Consider the following 16,302-nt stretch of genomic DNA (forward strand, 5'->3'; position numbering starts at 1 on the left):
TAACAAGAATGGCAAGTGAAGAAAAACAGGCTTCACTTGTCATTTTTTGTAAAATCTGCTAAACTAGAATGTAACTGAATAGAAATCTGCAAGACTAGTACCTCAAGGGAAGTGCAACAGGGAGAAGAGCCGTGACTGAAAGCTCTTTGCATGAAAGCTGAGTGAATTCACTTGCGCAAGGATTTAGAAATTAAGGTCTGAGTTTCAGATAAAAAACGGATGGTACCGCGTGTCAACGCTCCGAATATGGGTGTGGCACGTGGTTTTTTCTATGTCTGAGTGAGGACCATGATGGAGGAAATATGTCAACGATTGAAGAACAACTAAAAGCGCTTCGAGAAGAAACGCTGGCAGCCTTGAAGCAGATCTCTGCTGAAAATAAAAAAGAGATGCAAGAGCTACGCGTTTCTGTCCTTGGGAAAAAAGGTTCCCTTACTGAAATCCTTAAAGGGATGAAAGATGTCTCTGCTGAAATGCGTCCGGTTATCGGGAAACACGTCAATGAAGCGCGTGATGTTTTGACGGCTGCCTTTGAAGAAACAGCTAAGCTCTTGGAAGAAAAGAAAGTCCAAGCCAAATTAGCTAGTGAGAGTATTGATGTGACCCTTCCGGGACGTCCAGTCGCAGTTGGTCATCGCCATGTCTTGACCCAAACCAGTGAAGAAATCGAAGATATCTTTATCGGGATGGGCTACCAAGTTGTAGATGGCTTTGAAGTCGAAAAAGACTACTACAACTTTGAACGCATGAACTTGCCAAAGGATCACCCAGCTCGTGATATGCAGGACACCTTCTACATCACAGAAGAAATCTTGCTTCGGACCCATACTTCGCCAGTTCAAGCGCGTGCCATGGATGCGCATGACTTTAGCAAGGGGCCTTTGAAGATGATCTCTCCAGGGCGTGTTTTCCGTCGGGATACAGATGATGCGACCCACAGTCACCAGTTCCATCAGATCGAAGGCTTGGTTGTTGGGAAGAACATTTCTATGGCAGACCTTCAAGGAACGCTTCAGTTGATCGTGCAGAAGATGTTTGGTGCAGAACGTCAAATCCGTCTGCGTCCTTCTTACTTCCCATTTACAGAGCCATCCGTTGAGGTCGATGTATCTTGCTTCAAATGTGGTGGAGCGGGATGTAATGTATGTAAGAAGACAGGTTGGATCGAAATCATGGGGGCCGGTATGGTTCACCCACGCGTGCTCGAGATGAGTGGCATTGATTCGACAGTCTATTCAGGATTCGCCTTTGGACTTGGTCAGGAGCGTGTAGCCATGCTTCGTTATGGAATCAATGATATCCGTGGCTTTTATCAAGGAGATGTTCGCTTCTCAGAACAGTTTAAATAATCATGTTAGTTAGAGTAAAAATCGATCAATTGCAGACCTTACGTGACCTAGAGGTGGAAACCTATCGGGAGACCTTTGGTCCCTATATTGTTGAGGAAGACTTGGAAGAGTACTTCTCTACGGTGCTCTCTTTGGAGCAAATCGAGAAAGATCTGTTAGATCCAGAATCCGAAACCTATTTTGTCCTCAATGAAGAACAAGAAATCTGTGGTTTTCTCAAGATCAACTGGGGGCAAGCGCAGACGGAGCCAGTAGAGATGGAAAAGTCCTTTGAGATTCAACGGATCTATGTCAAAAAGGAATATCATGGAGCTGGTTTCGGTAAGGAAATGTTTACCTTTGCGCTGGATCAAGCCAAGAGCCGTGGCTTTGAGTGGGCCTGGCTAGGTGTCTGGGAACGCAATTTTAAGGCACAAGATTTTTACTACAGTTTTGGATTTGAACGATTTAGTGAACACGAGTATCCTACCGGTGATACGGTTGATATTGACTGGTTGTTGAGAAAGAAATTGACCTAGAATGGACAAGAAACTTCTATTCTAGAGAAGGGGAGGTTATTAGACCTACCTAAGCCAGCCTCGAGCTGGAAAACACAAAATGAAAGGATCTAAACGAGGGCCAAAAGAAATCTGGGAAAGTCATCTAGATTTCAGTAGAACCCTTGGTATCTTACATATGTTAGTTAGTTATAAATGGTTAAAAGAATTGGTGGACATTGATGTGCCATCACAAGAGTTGGCTGAAAAAATGTCAACTACAGGGATCGAGGTAGAAGGTGTGGAATCACCAGCTGCTGGTCTCTCAAAAATTGTCGTCGGAGAAATCTTGTCTTGTGAAGATGTGCCCGAAACTCATTTGCATGTCTGCCAAGTCAATGTGGGTGAAGAAGAAGCCCGTCAAATCGTCTGTGGAGCACCAAATGTGCGCGCAGGTATCAAGGTCATGGTGGCTCTTCCGGGTGCCCGCATCGCGGATAACTACAAGATCAAAAAAGGGAAAATCCGTGGCTTAGAGTCATTAGGGATGATCTGTTCACTTGGTGAATTGGGTATTTCTGACTCAGTTGTACCGAAGGAATTCGCAGATGGCATCCAAATCTTGCCGGATGATGCAGTACCAGGTGAGGAAGTATTCTCTTACCTAGACTTGGATGATGAAATCATCGAACTTTCCATCACTCCAAACCGTGCAGACGCCCTTTCAATGCGTGGAGTGGCGCACGAAGTGGCAGCCATCTATGACAAGGCAGTCACCTTCAAAGAATTTACTTTAACAGAAACAGACCAAGCTGCAGCAGATGCTCTTTCAGTCAGCATTGACACAGACAAGGCACCTTACTATGCAGCCCGTATCTTGGACAATGTGACTATTGCACCAAGTCCACAATGGTTGCAAAACCTCCTCATGAACGAAGGTATCCGTCCGATTAACAATGTCGTCGACGTGACCAACTATATCCTGCTTTACTTTGGTCAGCCCATGCATGCCTTTGACTTGGATACCTTTGAAGGGACTGACATTCGTGTGCGTGAAGCGCGTGCTGGTGAAAAATTGGTGACCTTGGATGGGGAAGAACGTGAGTTGGAAGCAAGTGACCTCGTGATTACGGTTGCTGACAAACCAGTAGCCCTTGCAGGTGTCATGGGTGGTCAGGCTACAGAAATCTCTGAAAACTCTAGTCGTGTTGTCCTTGAAGCTGCTGTCTTCAATGGTAAATCAATCCGTAAGACCAGCGGTCGCCTCAACCTTCGTTCGGAATCATCTTCTCGCTTTGAAAAAGGCATCAACGTGGCAACTGTTAATGAAGCCCTTGATGCGGCAGCAAGCATGATTGCTGAATTGGCTGGTGCGACAGTGCGGAAGGGAATCGTTTCAGCAGGCCAGTTGGATACTTCGGATGTAGAGGTTTCTTCCACCCTTGCAGACGTTAACCGTGTCCTTGGTACAGAACTTTCCTACGCGGATGTAGAAGATGTCTTCCGTCGTCTTGGATTTGGTCTTTCTGGAAATGCAGAGAGCTTCACAGTTAGCGTACCACGTCGCCGTTGGGATATCACCATCGAAGCGGACCTCTTTGAAGAAATCGCACGTATCTATGGCTATGACCGCTTGCCAACCAGTCTTCCAAAAGACGATGGGACAGCCGGTGAATTGACTGTTACTCAAAAATTGCGTCGTAAAGTTCGCACCATTGCAGAAGGAGCAGGACTGACTGAAATCATCACCTATGCTTTGACAACACCTGAAAAAGCGATTGAATTTACGACTACACCAAGCAACTTAACTGAGCTCATGTGGCCAATGACTGTGGATCGTTCAGTCCTTCGTCAAAATATGGTTTCAGGTATTTTGGATACCGTTGCTTACAACGTGGCTCGTAAGAACAAAGACTTGGCCCTTTACGAGATTGGAAAAGTCTTCGAGCAAACTGGAAATCCAAAAGAAGAATTGCCAAACGAAATCAACAGTTTTGCCTTTGCTTTGACAGGTTTAGTCGCTGAAAAAGACTTCCAAACGCCAGCTGTTCCAGTTGATTTCTTCTATGCCAAGGGAATCTTGGAAGCCCTCTTTGCTCGCTTGGGTCTTGAGGTGACTTATACCGCAACGCAAGAGATCAAGAGTCTTCACCCAGGACGGACAGCCTTGATTTCACTCGGTGACCAAGTCCTTGGTTTCCTCGGTCAAGTGCATCCTGTAACGGCTAAGGCTTATGATATTCCAGAGACGTATGTAGCAGAGCTTAACCTTTCAGCTATCGAAGCAGCCCTTCAACCAGCCGCTCCATTTGTGGAAATCACCAAGTTCCCAGCGGTGAGCCGTGATATCGCTCTTCTCCTCAAAGCTGAAGTGACCCACCAAGAAGTGGTCGATGCCATCCAAGCTGCGGGCGTGAAACGCTTGACAGACATCAAGCTCTTTGACGTCTTCTCAGGTGAAAAACTGGGTGTCGGAATGAAGTCTATGGCCTACAGTCTGACCTTCCAAAATCCAGAAGATAGCTTGACAGACGAAGAAGTCGCACGCTACATGGAAAAAATCCAAGCTTCCCTTGAAGAAAAAGTAGACGCAGAAGTGCGGTAAATCGTAAAAATTTGGAACAGTTGAGAATTTCTCAGCTGTTTTTTTCTTACAGAATTTACTTGATATAGAGCTTAAAACCCTATAAAAATAAAGAAATTCCTTTAAGGATTCAAAATATCCATGTCAACCATCTTTCTATTTTTGACAAATATTTTTATTTTTTTGACAAATATACTTGTCAAAAAGAAAAAGAAGTGTTACAATGATTTTAGTTGAAAGAAGGGGAGGTTTCTTATGGGAGCCATATGGATTCTTTTTATCCCTTTTCTGATTATGGTTTATGCGAGCTCAGAAAAGAAGATTAAAAGGTTGAACAAACGCATTAGACGATTAGAAAAACAAGTGAAAGGAAATCAAGACATGTCTAGAATTTTAGAAGAATTGAAAGGCCAAACGGCCACTGTTACAGTGAGTGGTGTTGGGTTCGAGTATGAAATTTTGGATATCGACGAAGATTGGGTCAAACTGACTCGTGTGAATAATAAACAACAAAGAGAGACAAAATTAGTTCGCATCGAAGATATTCAAGGTATTCAACTATAAGGGGGCGAAAGCCATGATCTTAAAAAATCGACTGAAAGAGCTGAGGGCGCGTGATGGGCTCAACCAATCCGAGCTAGCTAAGCTAGCAGGGGTCTCGCGCCAGTCCATCAGTCTCTTGGAGCGAGGGGAATACACCCCTTCGGTTATCATTGCTATCACCATCGCCCAGATTTTCAAGGAACCGGTGGAGAATGTTTTTAGTCTAGTAGAGGGAGAGGAATAAAAGTGAAAAAGAAGTTAAAAGAGAGGTCAGCCCGTTTTCGTTTTTGGAGAAATGTAGCCATGATCTTATTAGGTGTCATCATCGGCTTTTTGACAGGATATTTTGGTGCTGACCATCCAATTGAATTCCAAAAGTTATTTGATCGAGATATGCTTTATATAGGTTCTATCATGTTATATCTGATAATTTTCGGAATTGCGTCTACCTATCTTTTCTCGTCTCGTCAGTCTTATCAAATGATGGAGGCGACCGATGACGAAGACGAAGCCTACCGTTATGAAAGCCAAACGAGAAGAATCTATGACTTGGCTACGATTTTCAAAGGCGTCATGATTGTTCCCTATCTACTAGTGATTTTCTTCTCTTGCCAAAAACTAGTCTATGAAGAAAAACTGACAGGTATCCTTGGAAAATACACCATCCCGCTTATTTTCCTTGGACTCCTCCTCCTTACTTTTGGATTGGAACATCAGTTTCGGAAGACGTTTAAACAGATTTATGGAAAAGCGATTCCACGCAATTCTAGCGGAGCAGAAGTCCGTGAATTAATAATGAGTATGATGGATGAAGCAGAAAAACAAATTTGCTACGAGGAGAACTTCGACATTGTTTTCAAGTTAAGCAATTATGTCTTACCGATTTCCTTAATGGCGATATTCTTAGTTGGGATTACATTCCAGACAGATATCTTGTTAGCATTAGTAGTTGTATCACTGATTTATGTCTATATCTTGGTCTCTCAGTACAAGATTACCAAACGTTACTATAAAGAGTAGAGGAGTTTTCTATGTTAGAAATTAGAAATTTAGAAAAGAGTTTTGGCAAGAAGCAAGTCTTGTTCGGGATTGACTTGACTGCGAAAAAAGGATCTATCTTAGGTTTGATCGGGAAGAACGGAGCAGGGAAGACCACCATCTTCCATAGTATCCTCCGCTTCCTTGACTACAGTGGCGATATCCAATTGGATGGCCAAGCAATCAGTCAAGAAACCTATAAGGAAATCGGCTACCTGCCAGAAGAGCGGAGCCTCATGCCTAAGTTGACTATCTACGAGCAAGTCCGTTACCTTGCTAATCTCAAAGGAATGTCAACTGCTGAGGTCAAGGAGAAACTTCCAATTTGGATGGAAAAGCTCCAAGTAAAAGGGAAATTAACCGATAAGATTAAGAGCCTTTCAAAAGGGAATCAGCAAAAGGTTCAATTGATCATTACCATGATCCATGAGCCAAAATTGATCATCTTGGATGAGCCGTTTAGTGGACTGGATCCTGTCAATACAGAAGTGCTTAAGCAGGTCATTTTTGAAGAAAAAGAACGCGGTGCCACCATTATCTTCTCTGACCACGTCATGACCAATGTGGAAGAACTCTGTGATGAGTTGGTTATGATTCGTGATGGATCTGTGATTCTTTCAGGTCCCGTACAAGAAGTTCGCAATAGCTTCGGGAAGACTCGTCTCTTCGTATCCAATGACTTCAGTAAAGAGGAGTTGGAAGTGCTGCCTCACGTGACCAAGGTGACCATGACCAAGCAAGGTCTATGGAAGTTGGTCTTGGATGATGAGACAGCTGGTCCAGACCTCTTTGACCAGTTGACCAAGGGTCGCTATCTAGCAACCTTTGACCAACAAGCCCCAACCATTGATGAAATCTTTAAATTAGAATCAGGAGTAGAAGTATGAAACAGATGCTGATTGTTATCAAAGAAACTTATTTACGCCAAGTGAAATCATGGAGCTTTTTCCTGATGGTTCTTTCTCCCTTTCTCTTCATTGGATTGACGATCGGAATAAACTACTTCGTTGGCTCTTCTACCTCTGCTAAAAGCAACATTGCCTTGATTACAGATCAAGCTCCTGTCAAGGAAGGCTTGAAAGGAACTGATGGCTTGACCTTTGACTATAAGGATGAAGCAGCAGCTAAGAAGGCCATGAAAGAGGAAGAAATCAAGGGAATCCTCACAGTTGAAGAAAAGGATGGCCAGCTAGAGGCTCGCTACCAGAGTGAGGATGCCATGAAGCCAGATTTCAAATCAGTCCTTATGGCAAAATTGAGTCAGGTCCAACAAATGCTCAATGTTTCTAAGGCGGACTTAAGCCAAGAGCAGTTAACAGCCCTTTCGCAACAGGTCTCATTGACTGAAAAAATTGATGAGAAGAAAGAAGGGCTAAAAATGGTGCAAACCATGGTAGCTGGAGGAATCGGTTTTCTTCTTTACATGATTCTGATCTTTTATTCAAGTATCACTGCTCAAGAGGTAGCTAGTGAAAAAGGAACCAAGATCATGGAAGTGGTCTTCTCAAGCATTCGTGCAACTCACTATTTCTATGCTCGCATGATTGGTCTTTTTGGAGTAATTTTTACCCATATTGGTATCTATGCAGTCGGCTTGGGAGGCGTTTGGATGTTTAGAGATTCCATTCCTCTTGTAAAAGATATTTTATCTCCAGACTCTCCTATCACTCAACATATTGGACAATCTATTTCCTTGAACACCTTCTTCTTTATCATTCTCGGAATCTTCATGTACGTTGTTCTTTCAGCTTTCCTAGGCTCAACAGTTGCTCGTCCAGAAGATACAGGAAAGGCCCTCTCTCCTCTGATGATGTTAGTGATGGTTGGATTCTTTGGAGTGACTGCCTTGGGTAGCGCAGGAGATGTCCCTCTATTGAAGATTGGATCCTACATTCCATTCATTTCAACCTTCTTCATGCCTTTCCGTACGATTAATGGCTATGCAAGTGGACTTGAATCATGGGGTTCATTCGGAATTGCCTTAGCCTTCACGCTCCTCGGCACCATGATCATTGGAAAAATCTATTCTAGCCTCATCCTACAAACAGATGATTTAGGTTTGGTCAAGACTGTTAAAAAAGCTTTAAGCTATCGTTAAAAGAGGAGAGTGGGACAGAAATCGGTAATTGGTTAGAATTCGATTTCGTCGTCCCACCTCCGCACAGTTGAGTAGGGCTGTAAAAGCTGATGAAATCAGCGTAGTAGAGTCCACTCAACCACTGCGTCTTGCTCGACAATCCAAAGACAATTGAGAGGCTAGGACTTTTTGTCCCAGTCTCTTTGCTTTGTGAAATCGTTGCTGTTTGGTCTTCTTTACTTTATAATGAAAGTAGAATGAAAAGGAGGCGGACATGAACTATATTGAGTTTTCTGAAAATGAGCGTCTGTCCACGATTATCCTTGGGATGATGCGGATCAGCCAGATGAGTGAAGATGAGGTGGAGGCCTTAGTGGAGGCAGCCTTATCGATTGGGATCAACACTTTTGATCTGGCGGACATCTATGGCGATGGCCAGTGTGAGATCCTGCTGGGTAAGGTTCTCAAGCGCCGTCCGGATCTTCGGGATCAGATGTGGATCCAGTCCAAGTGTGGCATTCGCAAAGACGGCTTTACCTATTTTGATTTTTCTAAGGACTATATTTTGGACTCCGTCGATGGCATCCTCGAGCGTCTACAGATCGAGCGCTTAGATAGTCTCCTCCTTCACCGACCGGATGCTCTCATGGAGCCTGAAGAAGTAGCAGCAGCTTTTGATCACTTGGAGCAAGCGGGCAAGGTCCGTCATTTTGGGGTGTCCAATCAAAATCCTATGATGATGGAATTGCTCAAAACAGCTGTTAAACAACCACTCAAGGTCAACCAGTTGCAGTTGAGTGCCGCCTTTACGCCTAGCTTTGAAGCTGGTTTTCATGTCAATATGGAAGGGCCAAAAGCAGCCGTGCGAGATGGCAGTGTTTTTGAGTATTGTCGCTTAACAGATACGGTGATCCAAGCCTGGTCTGTCCTTCAGCATGGCTATTTCAAGGGGAATTTTGTCGGTAAGGAAGAGTTTGCGGCTCTCAATCATGTCCTTAATGACTTGGCGAAGAAATATCAGGTCACTCCGACAGCAATCGCCCTTGCTTGGGTCCTCCGCTATCCAGGGAAGATGCAGGCCGTCATCGGAACGACCAAACCCCAGCATGTCCTTGAAGCAGGGAAAGCAGCAACAGTAACCCTAACGCGTAAGGAATGGTACCAAATCTACCTGGCTGCGGGTAATGATCTGCCATAGAATATTTATTAGTAGACCAGACTTCACTTCTATCAGTGGGCTGGTTTTTTTGTTTTATGCTTTACGGATTTTTCTTGACAATTCTTCCTTTGTTATGGTATTCTTTATGCAACAAATGTTGCGCAACAACCGTTGCGCGAAAGGAGTCTTATGCCACCAAAGGTTAAATTTAGTAAAGAGACTATGATTGGGACGGCTTTACAATTGGTGAGAGAAGAGGGCCTGGCTAGTTTGACGGCTAGGGCATTAGCGGAGAAACTGGGAGCCACACCAAGAGTCATTTTTGGGCAATTTGCTAATATGTCTGAGTTACAAGCAGAGGTTATTGTTGCTGCGGAAATGGTAGTGGTGGAGTATATTCGCAAAGCCTTAGAAGATGAGAAGCCCTTTCGATCTGTCGGGGTTGCTTATATCCTGTTCGCTTCAAAAGAGCCCCAACTTTTTCAATTGCTTTTCCAAAATCCAAGCAAAGATCCGATTGGTCGCTTTCAAGATTTTCTTCCCATCAAGGATCATAGTTACCAATTGGTTCTGGATTCGATTGTTGCAGACTATCCGTTGACGTTAGAGGAGGCTAGCCGCTTGTACCAGCATCTATTTATCTACTCACACGGGATGGCTTCTATGGTTGCTTCTGGTATTTATCAGTTCAGCATGGAAGAAGTGATTGGATTATTGACAGAAGTTTGTCAATCTCTCATCAAAGAAATGGTAGGAAAGAAATGATTCAACTAGAAAATGTTCACAAAAGCTATGGCCAAACCAAGGTCTTAAAGAGGATTGATCTGCAGATTCAAGACCAGGATGATGTGGTTATCCTAGGCCCTTCTGGATCGGGCAAGTCAACTCTCTTAAACGTATTATCCGGATTAGAAAAGGTAGACGAGGGGCATATTCTTATCCAAGGACGGGATTTATCGCAACTTACAGATGCTCAATTGACAGCCTTTAGACGTGAGAAGATAGCCTTTATTTTTCAGCAGTATTTTTTATTGCCTAATCTGACGGTCAGACAGAATGTAAAAATGGGAGCTGACCTGGCAAACAATCATGATTTTTTGCAGATTATCGAAGATTTGGGGGTTGGTGATAAGCTAGACAAGTATCCGAGTGAATTGTCTGGTGGGGAACAGCAGAGAGTGTCTATTGCTCGTGCCTTGGCCAAAAAGCCAGAGATTCTTTTCTTAGATGAGCCGACGGGGGCCTTGGATGAAGAAACAGGCCGGAAGATTCTCGACTATATCTGGAAGTTGAAGGAAAAGCTAGGCTTTACCCTAATCATGGTGACGCACAACCAAAATATTGCGGATATGGCAAGAACCATCATTCGTGTCAATAGTGGCAAGATTACTGAAGTGGTGACCAATGATCAGCCTCAGACTGCCTATGAGATTGGATGGTAAGCCATGTTTTCAATAAAAGATATTCGAAAATTAGTTGTCGTCAGTATCATTGGTGCTTGTGCGGTCTTTGTGGCCAATCTCTTCTTGAATTTTTATCTTGATATTGAGCAGTTGGAGATTTCTAAAACCAATCCGATGATTACGACCTACTATGATGCCCAAGTTTCGCTATCTTGGATGGTGGCCATGGTCAGTGGAGTCGTCTTGTCCTTGACGTCGATCCTTCTCATGTGCTTTTATATTAAACAATTTGTAGATGACCACAAGGAACAATTAGGAATTTTAAAGGCCTTGGGTTATAGCAATGGCCAGTTGGCTAAACGATTTTGGGCCTTTGGACTCAGTTTTGGAGTTGGAGCGCTTCTTGGCTATTTCGCTTCCTTTCTCATGATGGGACATTTTTATGACTTCCGCAACGAGAAGGGGATTTTGCCAGAAATTACTATTCATTTTCATTGGCAACTCTTAGTTGCTTTGGTAATACTGCCAACGCTTTTCTTTATGGTTCTTGCGGTTGGCTATGCTAGAAGACAACTACAAACGCCGGCCCTTCGCTTATTGAAAAAATCTCCAACACCGATCAAGGTCAAAAGGAGAAAGAGTGCTCCAAAGAAAGAGAAATCCTTCCTAAAAGAGCTGTCTTCGTCGCTGATGTGGGGTAGAAAATCGATCTTATTTTTTGTAGTCTTTGGCTCCATGTGTTTCGCTGCCATGGTTCAATTGTCCTTTGGCCTAAGTGACTACACAGATGACATCATCCAAGCTATGATGATTATGATTGGCTTGATCCTTTCTTTCTCTATTCTCTTTTTGTCATTGGGAATTGTGGTCTCAGAAAGTCGTGAAACCTTGGCCTTGATGAAGGCCTTTGGCTACACCGATCGTGAATGCCAAAGTCATATTCTCTCTCCCTATCGTTTCTGGGCCTATCTAGGGTTTGTTCTTGGGACGGTTTATCAATACGGCATCATGGAAATTTTGATCGGTGTGATCAAAGACACGGTTCCTGAAAAGATTGAGCACAACTTTGATGGGAACGTGTGCTTTTGGACCTTGATCGGTTTTGCTGTGATTTATGAAAGTCTCTTTTATCTCTCCAACAGAAAACTCCAAAAACAAACCATTAAAGAAGTGCTTTTAGCTGAATAAAATAAATAGAAAGAGGCTGGGACAAAAGTCCTAGCCTCTCAATTATCTTTGGATTGTCGAGCAAGACGCAGTGGTTGAGTGGGCTCTACTACGCAGATTTCATCAGCTTTTACAGCCCTACTCAACTGTGCGGAGGTGGGACGACGAAATCGAATTCTAACGAATGATCGATTTCTGTCCCACTCTCTTTTCTTGTAAAACTCATTGACAGAGAGGGGCTTTTCCGCTATTCTAAGGGAATAATAGAATGGAAATGATACATCATGAAACGGAACTACTGGCAGGACCTGAAAGGGGTCTTTTACTTAATCTGGCGCAACAAATGCTCCTTTATCTCTTAGGGATCCTCTTGCAGTTTGTGGTTGGTATTGGGGCTGCAACCTTGAGCTGGGTGTCCCTCAGTACGAGTGAATAGGAATACGGTTTAAATAGAAATCTGGCTTACTAGGTTTCAAGCTGGCCAAATTGGAATATTCTTTAGTGATGTTACCTAAATGTTTGATTTTTCTTCCATATTCCTCTATACTAAATAGTATGAATAATGAAAGTCGTCCCTACAGTAACGCTGTCAGGGCGCTTTCTCTTTCTATAGCTTTCTTTTGTAGGCACAATCCTCTCAGAACGAAGGACTGTTTCTTTGTTCGGAGATGGACGGCCAGCTAAAGAAAGGATTACTAACTAGTATTTTTAGGAGGTAACTATGCTTCAGTCATTGATTGCTGAAATCAAGGAATATAAGAAACCCTCTATTCTAGCCTCACTCTATATGGTGTTTGAGGTCATGTTTGAGATTTCTATTCCATTCATTATGGCGACGCTTCTGGACAAAGGGGTTCATAGGGGGGATATGACCACTGTTCTCACCTATGGTCTCCTCATGTTGGTCTTCGCCTTTCTCTCTCTTTTCTGTGGGATGCAGTCGGCTCGCTACGGGGCTTTTGCTTCAGCTGGCTTTGCTAAGAACCTACGGAAGGCGATCTTCAAGAAGATCCAAACCTTCTCCTTTGAAAACATCGATAGTTTCTCCTCAGGTGGTCTGGTAACCCGGATGATGACGGATGTGACCAATGTGCAGAACTCTTATCAGATGGTGATCCGGATCTGTGTGCGGGCACCGCTCAATCTGATCTTTGCTATTGCTGCCAGCTACTTGATTAATCCGCAGATGACTAGTATCTTTGTAGGGATTACCCTTTTCTTGGGGCTGGTCTTGGGGTTGATCACTAAGCTTGTCTTTCCACTCTTTACCAAGGTCTTTGATGCCTATGATAACTTGAACAACAGTATCCAGGAAAACATCACCAATATGCGCGTAGTCAAGTCCTATGTCAAGGAAGAAGAAGAGACTGCTAAGTTTAAGAAGGCTTCCCGCTTGATCTACAACATGTTTATGAAGGCTATTCGTATCGTGATCTTGAGTGGTCCAGCCATGATGTTGTCCTTGTATGCTTCCTTTATCTTGATCTCTTGGATCGGGGCACAACTCATCGTGGGTGGAAGCTTTACGACTGGTGAGCTGACGTCTATGTTTGCCTATGTCATGACCATCCTTATGTCCCTCATGATGTTTATGATGATCTTCGTTATGCTCTCGATCTCTATGGCATCTGTAGAGCGGATCAATGAAGTCCTTGGGACAGAGTCAACCATCGTCTCTCCGGAGAACGGTCTGACAGAAGTAGCAGATGGTTCTATTACTTTTGACCATGTGGACTTCGCCTACACGGATGAAAATGGCGACAAGACCCATGTCTTGTCCGATATCAACCTCAGCATTCGCTCGGGTGAAGTGATCGGGATCCTTGGGGGGACTGGTTCTGGTAAGTCTAGTCTGGTCCAGCTCATCCCTCGTCTCTATGATGTGGAGTCAGGTAGCGTCAAGGTCGCTGGTCAGGATGTGCGAAACTATGATTTGGATCATTTGCGCAAGCAAGTAGCCATGGTGCTTCAAACCAATGTCCTTTTCTCTGGTACTATCAAGGAAAATATGCGCTGGGGAAATAAGGACGCGACGGATGAAGAAATCATGGAAGCTTGTAAGATTGCTCAAGCGGATGAATTTATCCAGAACTTTAAGGATGGCTATGACACCATGATCGAACGTGGTGGAGCCAATGTCTCAGGTGGTCAGCGCCAACGTCTCTGTATCGCCCGTGCTCTCTTGACGAATCCAAAGATTTTGATCTTGGATGATTCGACCTCGGCTGTCGATACTAAGACCGATAGCCTGATCCGTCAAGGATTGGCTACCAGTCTTAAAGACACGACCAAGATCATCATTGGTCAACGGATCTCTTCTATCCAAGATGCAGACCGGATCGTGGTCATGAATGATGGTAAGATCGATGCGATTGGTACTCACCACGACTTGATTGAGACCAATGCCATCTACCGTGAAGTCTATGGCATGCAAACCCAAGGGAAAGGAGGACAAGCAGATGCAGAATAAGAAAAAAGCTGGCTGGGGCTCGCTCGTGCGCCTACTGGCCTACATGTGGAAACAGTATAAGTTCGTCCTTCTTTTAGCAGCTGCCCTTATCGTGACAGCCTCCCTCTCTACGGTCTATATTACGTCCTCCATCCGAGCCTTGGTGGACCAATATATCCAACCCATGCTGGATAGTGGAAGCAAGGATTTTGGCCCCCTCTTAACTTTCTTATCGACATTAGCAGTGATTGGAGTGGTGGGAGTTTTGGCCAACTATGGCTTCTCCCTCATTATGGCGACAGTATCTCAGGATACATTGCGCTCTCTGCGGAACCAGCTCTTTGCCCGTATGCAGAAGCTCCCTGTGAAGTACTTTGATACCCACCAGCACGGGGATATCATGTCTATCTATACCAATGACATCGACGCTCTTCGCCAAGCGATCGAGCAATCTATCCCGCAGCTCTTACAATCTGCCATCACGATCATCGGTGTAGCATTCAGCATGATCATGATTAGCCCTCTTCTTTTCCTTCTCGTTCTTTCGATGGTCGGCGTCATGGCCTATGTCATCAAGGATATCTCTGGTAAGTCTGGTCGCTATTTCGCCGATCAGCAAAAGAACCTAGGGATTGAAAATGGCTTTATCGAAGAGATGATGGCTGGTCAAAAAGTGGTCAAGGCCTTTGTCCACGAAGAGGAAAGTATTGAAGCCTTTGAGCGGATCAATGACCAACTCTTTGAAACATCCTACCAAGCCAACCGCTATGCCAATGTCCTGATGCCGATTTTGGGGAACCTTGGAAATGTCTCCTTCGTCTTGACCTCATTGGTCGGAGGGATCTTCGCCTTGAATGGGATCAGTGGCCTCACCATTGGTGGCCTCATGGCCTTTCTCCAGCTTAACCGTTCCTTCAACGGGCCTATCACTCAAGTATCGCAACAGTTGAACTTTGTCCTCATGGCTCTAGCTGGGGCAGATCGGATCTTTGATCTCTTGGATGAAGAAGTCGAAGTGGATGAAGGGAAAGTGACCTTGGTCAACTATGAAGAGGTTGATGGTCGCATGGTCATCACTGATAAGAAGACCAACCTCTGGGCTTGGAAACACCCGCGGGAAAATGGAGACTATGAACTGGTCAAACTGGTCGGAAATGTCGTCTTTAACAATGTAGACTTCTCTTACAATGATAAGAACCAAATCCTCTACGATATCAACCTCTATGCGGACAAGGGTCAAAAGGTGGCCTTTGTCGGCGCGACAGGAGCAGGGAAGACCACCATTACCAACTTGATCAACCGTTTCTACGATATTCAATCAGGATCTATCACCTATGATGGTATCGATGTGAAGCTGATCGAGAAGGCTTCGCTCCGTCGTTCGCTAGGGATTGTCTTGCAGGATACCCACCTCTTCACTGGAACGATCGCAGAAAATATCGCCTATGGTCGATCAGATGCGACCCGGGAGGAAATCCTGGAAGCAGCTCGCATTGCCAATGTGGATTCCTTTGTCAAACATTTGGACCAAGGCTACGATACTGTCTTGAGCGATGATGGAGCTGGTCTATCCAACGGTCAACGTCAGCTGATAGCCATTGCGCGTGCTGCCTTGGCCAATGCGCCGGTCTTGATCCTTGATGAAGCGACCTCCTCGATTGACTCACGGACAGAGAAGATGGTTCAAGAGGGGATGGATCGTCTGATGGCCGGACGGACCGTCTTTGTCATCGCCCACCGTCTCTCTACCATTGTCAACTCGGACGTGATCATGGTCATGGACAAGGGACGCATCATCGAGCGAGGCAACCACGCTTCCTTGATGGCAGAACGCGGGACTTATTACCGCCTCTACACCGGTGGTCTTGAAATTGATTAACACAAAAAAAAGTCTGAGCGTTGGCTCAGGCTTTTTGCTTATGGATAATGTTGTCTTTGAAACTTTCCTTAGGTGAGATCGGATGTCAGCGAACTTCGAAGAAGTTCCATGACTTAGTTTTGAACCTATAGTTTCAAAATTTCCGTGAGGCTGGGACAAAAGTTCTAGCCTCTCAATT

15 protein-coding genes are annotated in these 16,302 nt (G+C 44.5%); all 15 read left to right on the top strand.

Annotation, left to right across the window (positions count from 1 at the left end):
* Nucleotides 1-302: 302 nt before the first annotated feature.
* Nucleotides 303-1,349 (top strand): phenylalanine--tRNA ligase subunit alpha, encoded by a 1,047-nt coding sequence (gene pheS, locus LXO72_RS01660; RefSeq protein WP_048691032.1) that lies wholly within the window; start codon nt 303-305, stop codon nt 1,347-1,349.
* Between the two features lie 2 nt (nt 1,350-1,351).
* Nucleotides 1,352-1,867 (top strand): GNAT family N-acetyltransferase, encoded by a 516-nt coding sequence (locus LXO72_RS01665; protein WP_023023786.1) that lies wholly within the window; start codon nt 1,352-1,354, stop codon nt 1,865-1,867.
* Nucleotides 1,868-2,024: 157 nt separating this feature from the next.
* The gene (pheT, locus tag LXO72_RS01670; protein WP_233331700.1) at nt 2,025-4,430 is read left to right on the top strand and encodes a phenylalanine--tRNA ligase subunit beta; all 2,406 of its coding nucleotides are present in this window, start codon (nt 2,025-2,027) and stop codon (nt 4,428-4,430) included.
* 234 nt (nt 4,431-4,664) lie between these two features.
* Nucleotides 4,665-4,973 carry a hypothetical protein gene (locus LXO72_RS10180; RefSeq protein ID WP_061455075.1) on the top strand — a complete coding sequence of 103 codons (309 nt, stop codon included), beginning with the start codon at nt 4,665-4,667 and terminating at the stop codon, nt 4,971-4,973.
* A gap of 13 nt (nt 4,974-4,986) precedes the next feature.
* Nucleotides 4,987-5,196 carry a helix-turn-helix transcriptional regulator gene (locus tag LXO72_RS01680; RefSeq protein WP_003002675.1) on the top strand — a complete coding sequence of 70 codons (210 nt, stop codon included), beginning with the start codon at nt 4,987-4,989 and terminating at the stop codon, nt 5,194-5,196.
* 2 nt (nt 5,197-5,198) lie between these two features.
* Nucleotides 5,199-5,972: a DUF3169 family protein gene (locus LXO72_RS01685; RefSeq protein WP_233331320.1), complete on the top strand. Its 774-nt coding sequence runs from the start codon at nt 5,199-5,201 to the stop codon at nt 5,970-5,972.
* Nucleotides 5,973-5,983: 11 nt separating this feature from the next.
* The gene (locus LXO72_RS01690) at nt 5,984-6,877 is read left to right on the top strand and encodes an ABC transporter ATP-binding protein (protein WP_013903836.1); all 894 of its coding nucleotides are present in this window, start codon (nt 5,984-5,986) and stop codon (nt 6,875-6,877) included.
* Nucleotides 6,874-8,088, top strand: coding sequence for an ABC transporter permease (locus LXO72_RS01695; RefSeq protein WP_123159049.1), 1,215 nt, complete (start codon nt 6,874-6,876; stop codon nt 8,086-8,088). Before LXO72_RS01690 ends, LXO72_RS01695 begins: the two co-directional genes overlap by 4 nt.
* 253 nt (nt 8,089-8,341) lie before the next feature.
* Nucleotides 8,342-9,265 carry an aldo/keto reductase gene (locus LXO72_RS01700; RefSeq protein WP_233331321.1) on the top strand — a complete coding sequence of 308 codons (924 nt, stop codon included), beginning with the start codon at nt 8,342-8,344 and terminating at the stop codon, nt 9,263-9,265.
* 150 nt (nt 9,266-9,415) lie between these two features.
* The gene (locus tag LXO72_RS01705; RefSeq protein WP_233331322.1) at nt 9,416-9,991 is read left to right on the top strand and encodes a TetR/AcrR family transcriptional regulator; all 576 of its coding nucleotides are present in this window, start codon (nt 9,416-9,418) and stop codon (nt 9,989-9,991) included.
* Entirely contained in the window at nt 9,988-10,668 is a 681-nt protein-coding gene (locus tag LXO72_RS01710) for an ABC transporter ATP-binding protein (protein ID WP_233331323.1), read from the top strand. The genes LXO72_RS01705 and LXO72_RS01710 overlap by 4 nt, the downstream gene beginning before the upstream one ends.
* Before the next feature lie 3 nt (nt 10,669-10,671).
* Nucleotides 10,672-11,817 carry an FtsX-like permease family protein gene (locus LXO72_RS01715; protein ID WP_233331324.1) on the top strand — a complete coding sequence of 382 codons (1,146 nt, stop codon included), beginning with the start codon at nt 10,672-10,674 and terminating at the stop codon, nt 11,815-11,817.
* Between the two features lie 247 nt (nt 11,818-12,064).
* A complete protein-coding gene (locus LXO72_RS01720; RefSeq protein ID WP_233331325.1) occupies nt 12,065-12,232 on the top strand; it encodes a hypothetical protein in 168 nt (55 codons plus the stop codon).
* A 285-nt stretch (nt 12,233-12,517) separates the two neighbouring features.
* Complete coding sequence (locus LXO72_RS01725) at nt 12,518-14,266, top strand: ABC transporter ATP-binding protein (protein WP_233331326.1); 1,749 nt, start codon at nt 12,518-12,520, stop codon at nt 14,264-14,266.
* Nucleotides 14,256-16,124, top strand: a complete 1,869-nt coding sequence (locus LXO72_RS01730; protein ID WP_233331327.1) for an ABC transporter ATP-binding protein — start codon at nt 14,256-14,258, stop codon at nt 16,122-16,124. The genes LXO72_RS01725 and LXO72_RS01730 overlap by 11 nt, the downstream gene beginning before the upstream one ends.
* Nucleotides 16,125-16,302 lie beyond the last annotated feature (178 nt).

Source organism: Streptococcus sp. XMC (genome assembly GCF_021341835.1).
Taxonomy (GTDB): domain Bacteria; phylum Bacillota; class Bacilli; order Lactobacillales; family Streptococcaceae; genus Streptococcus.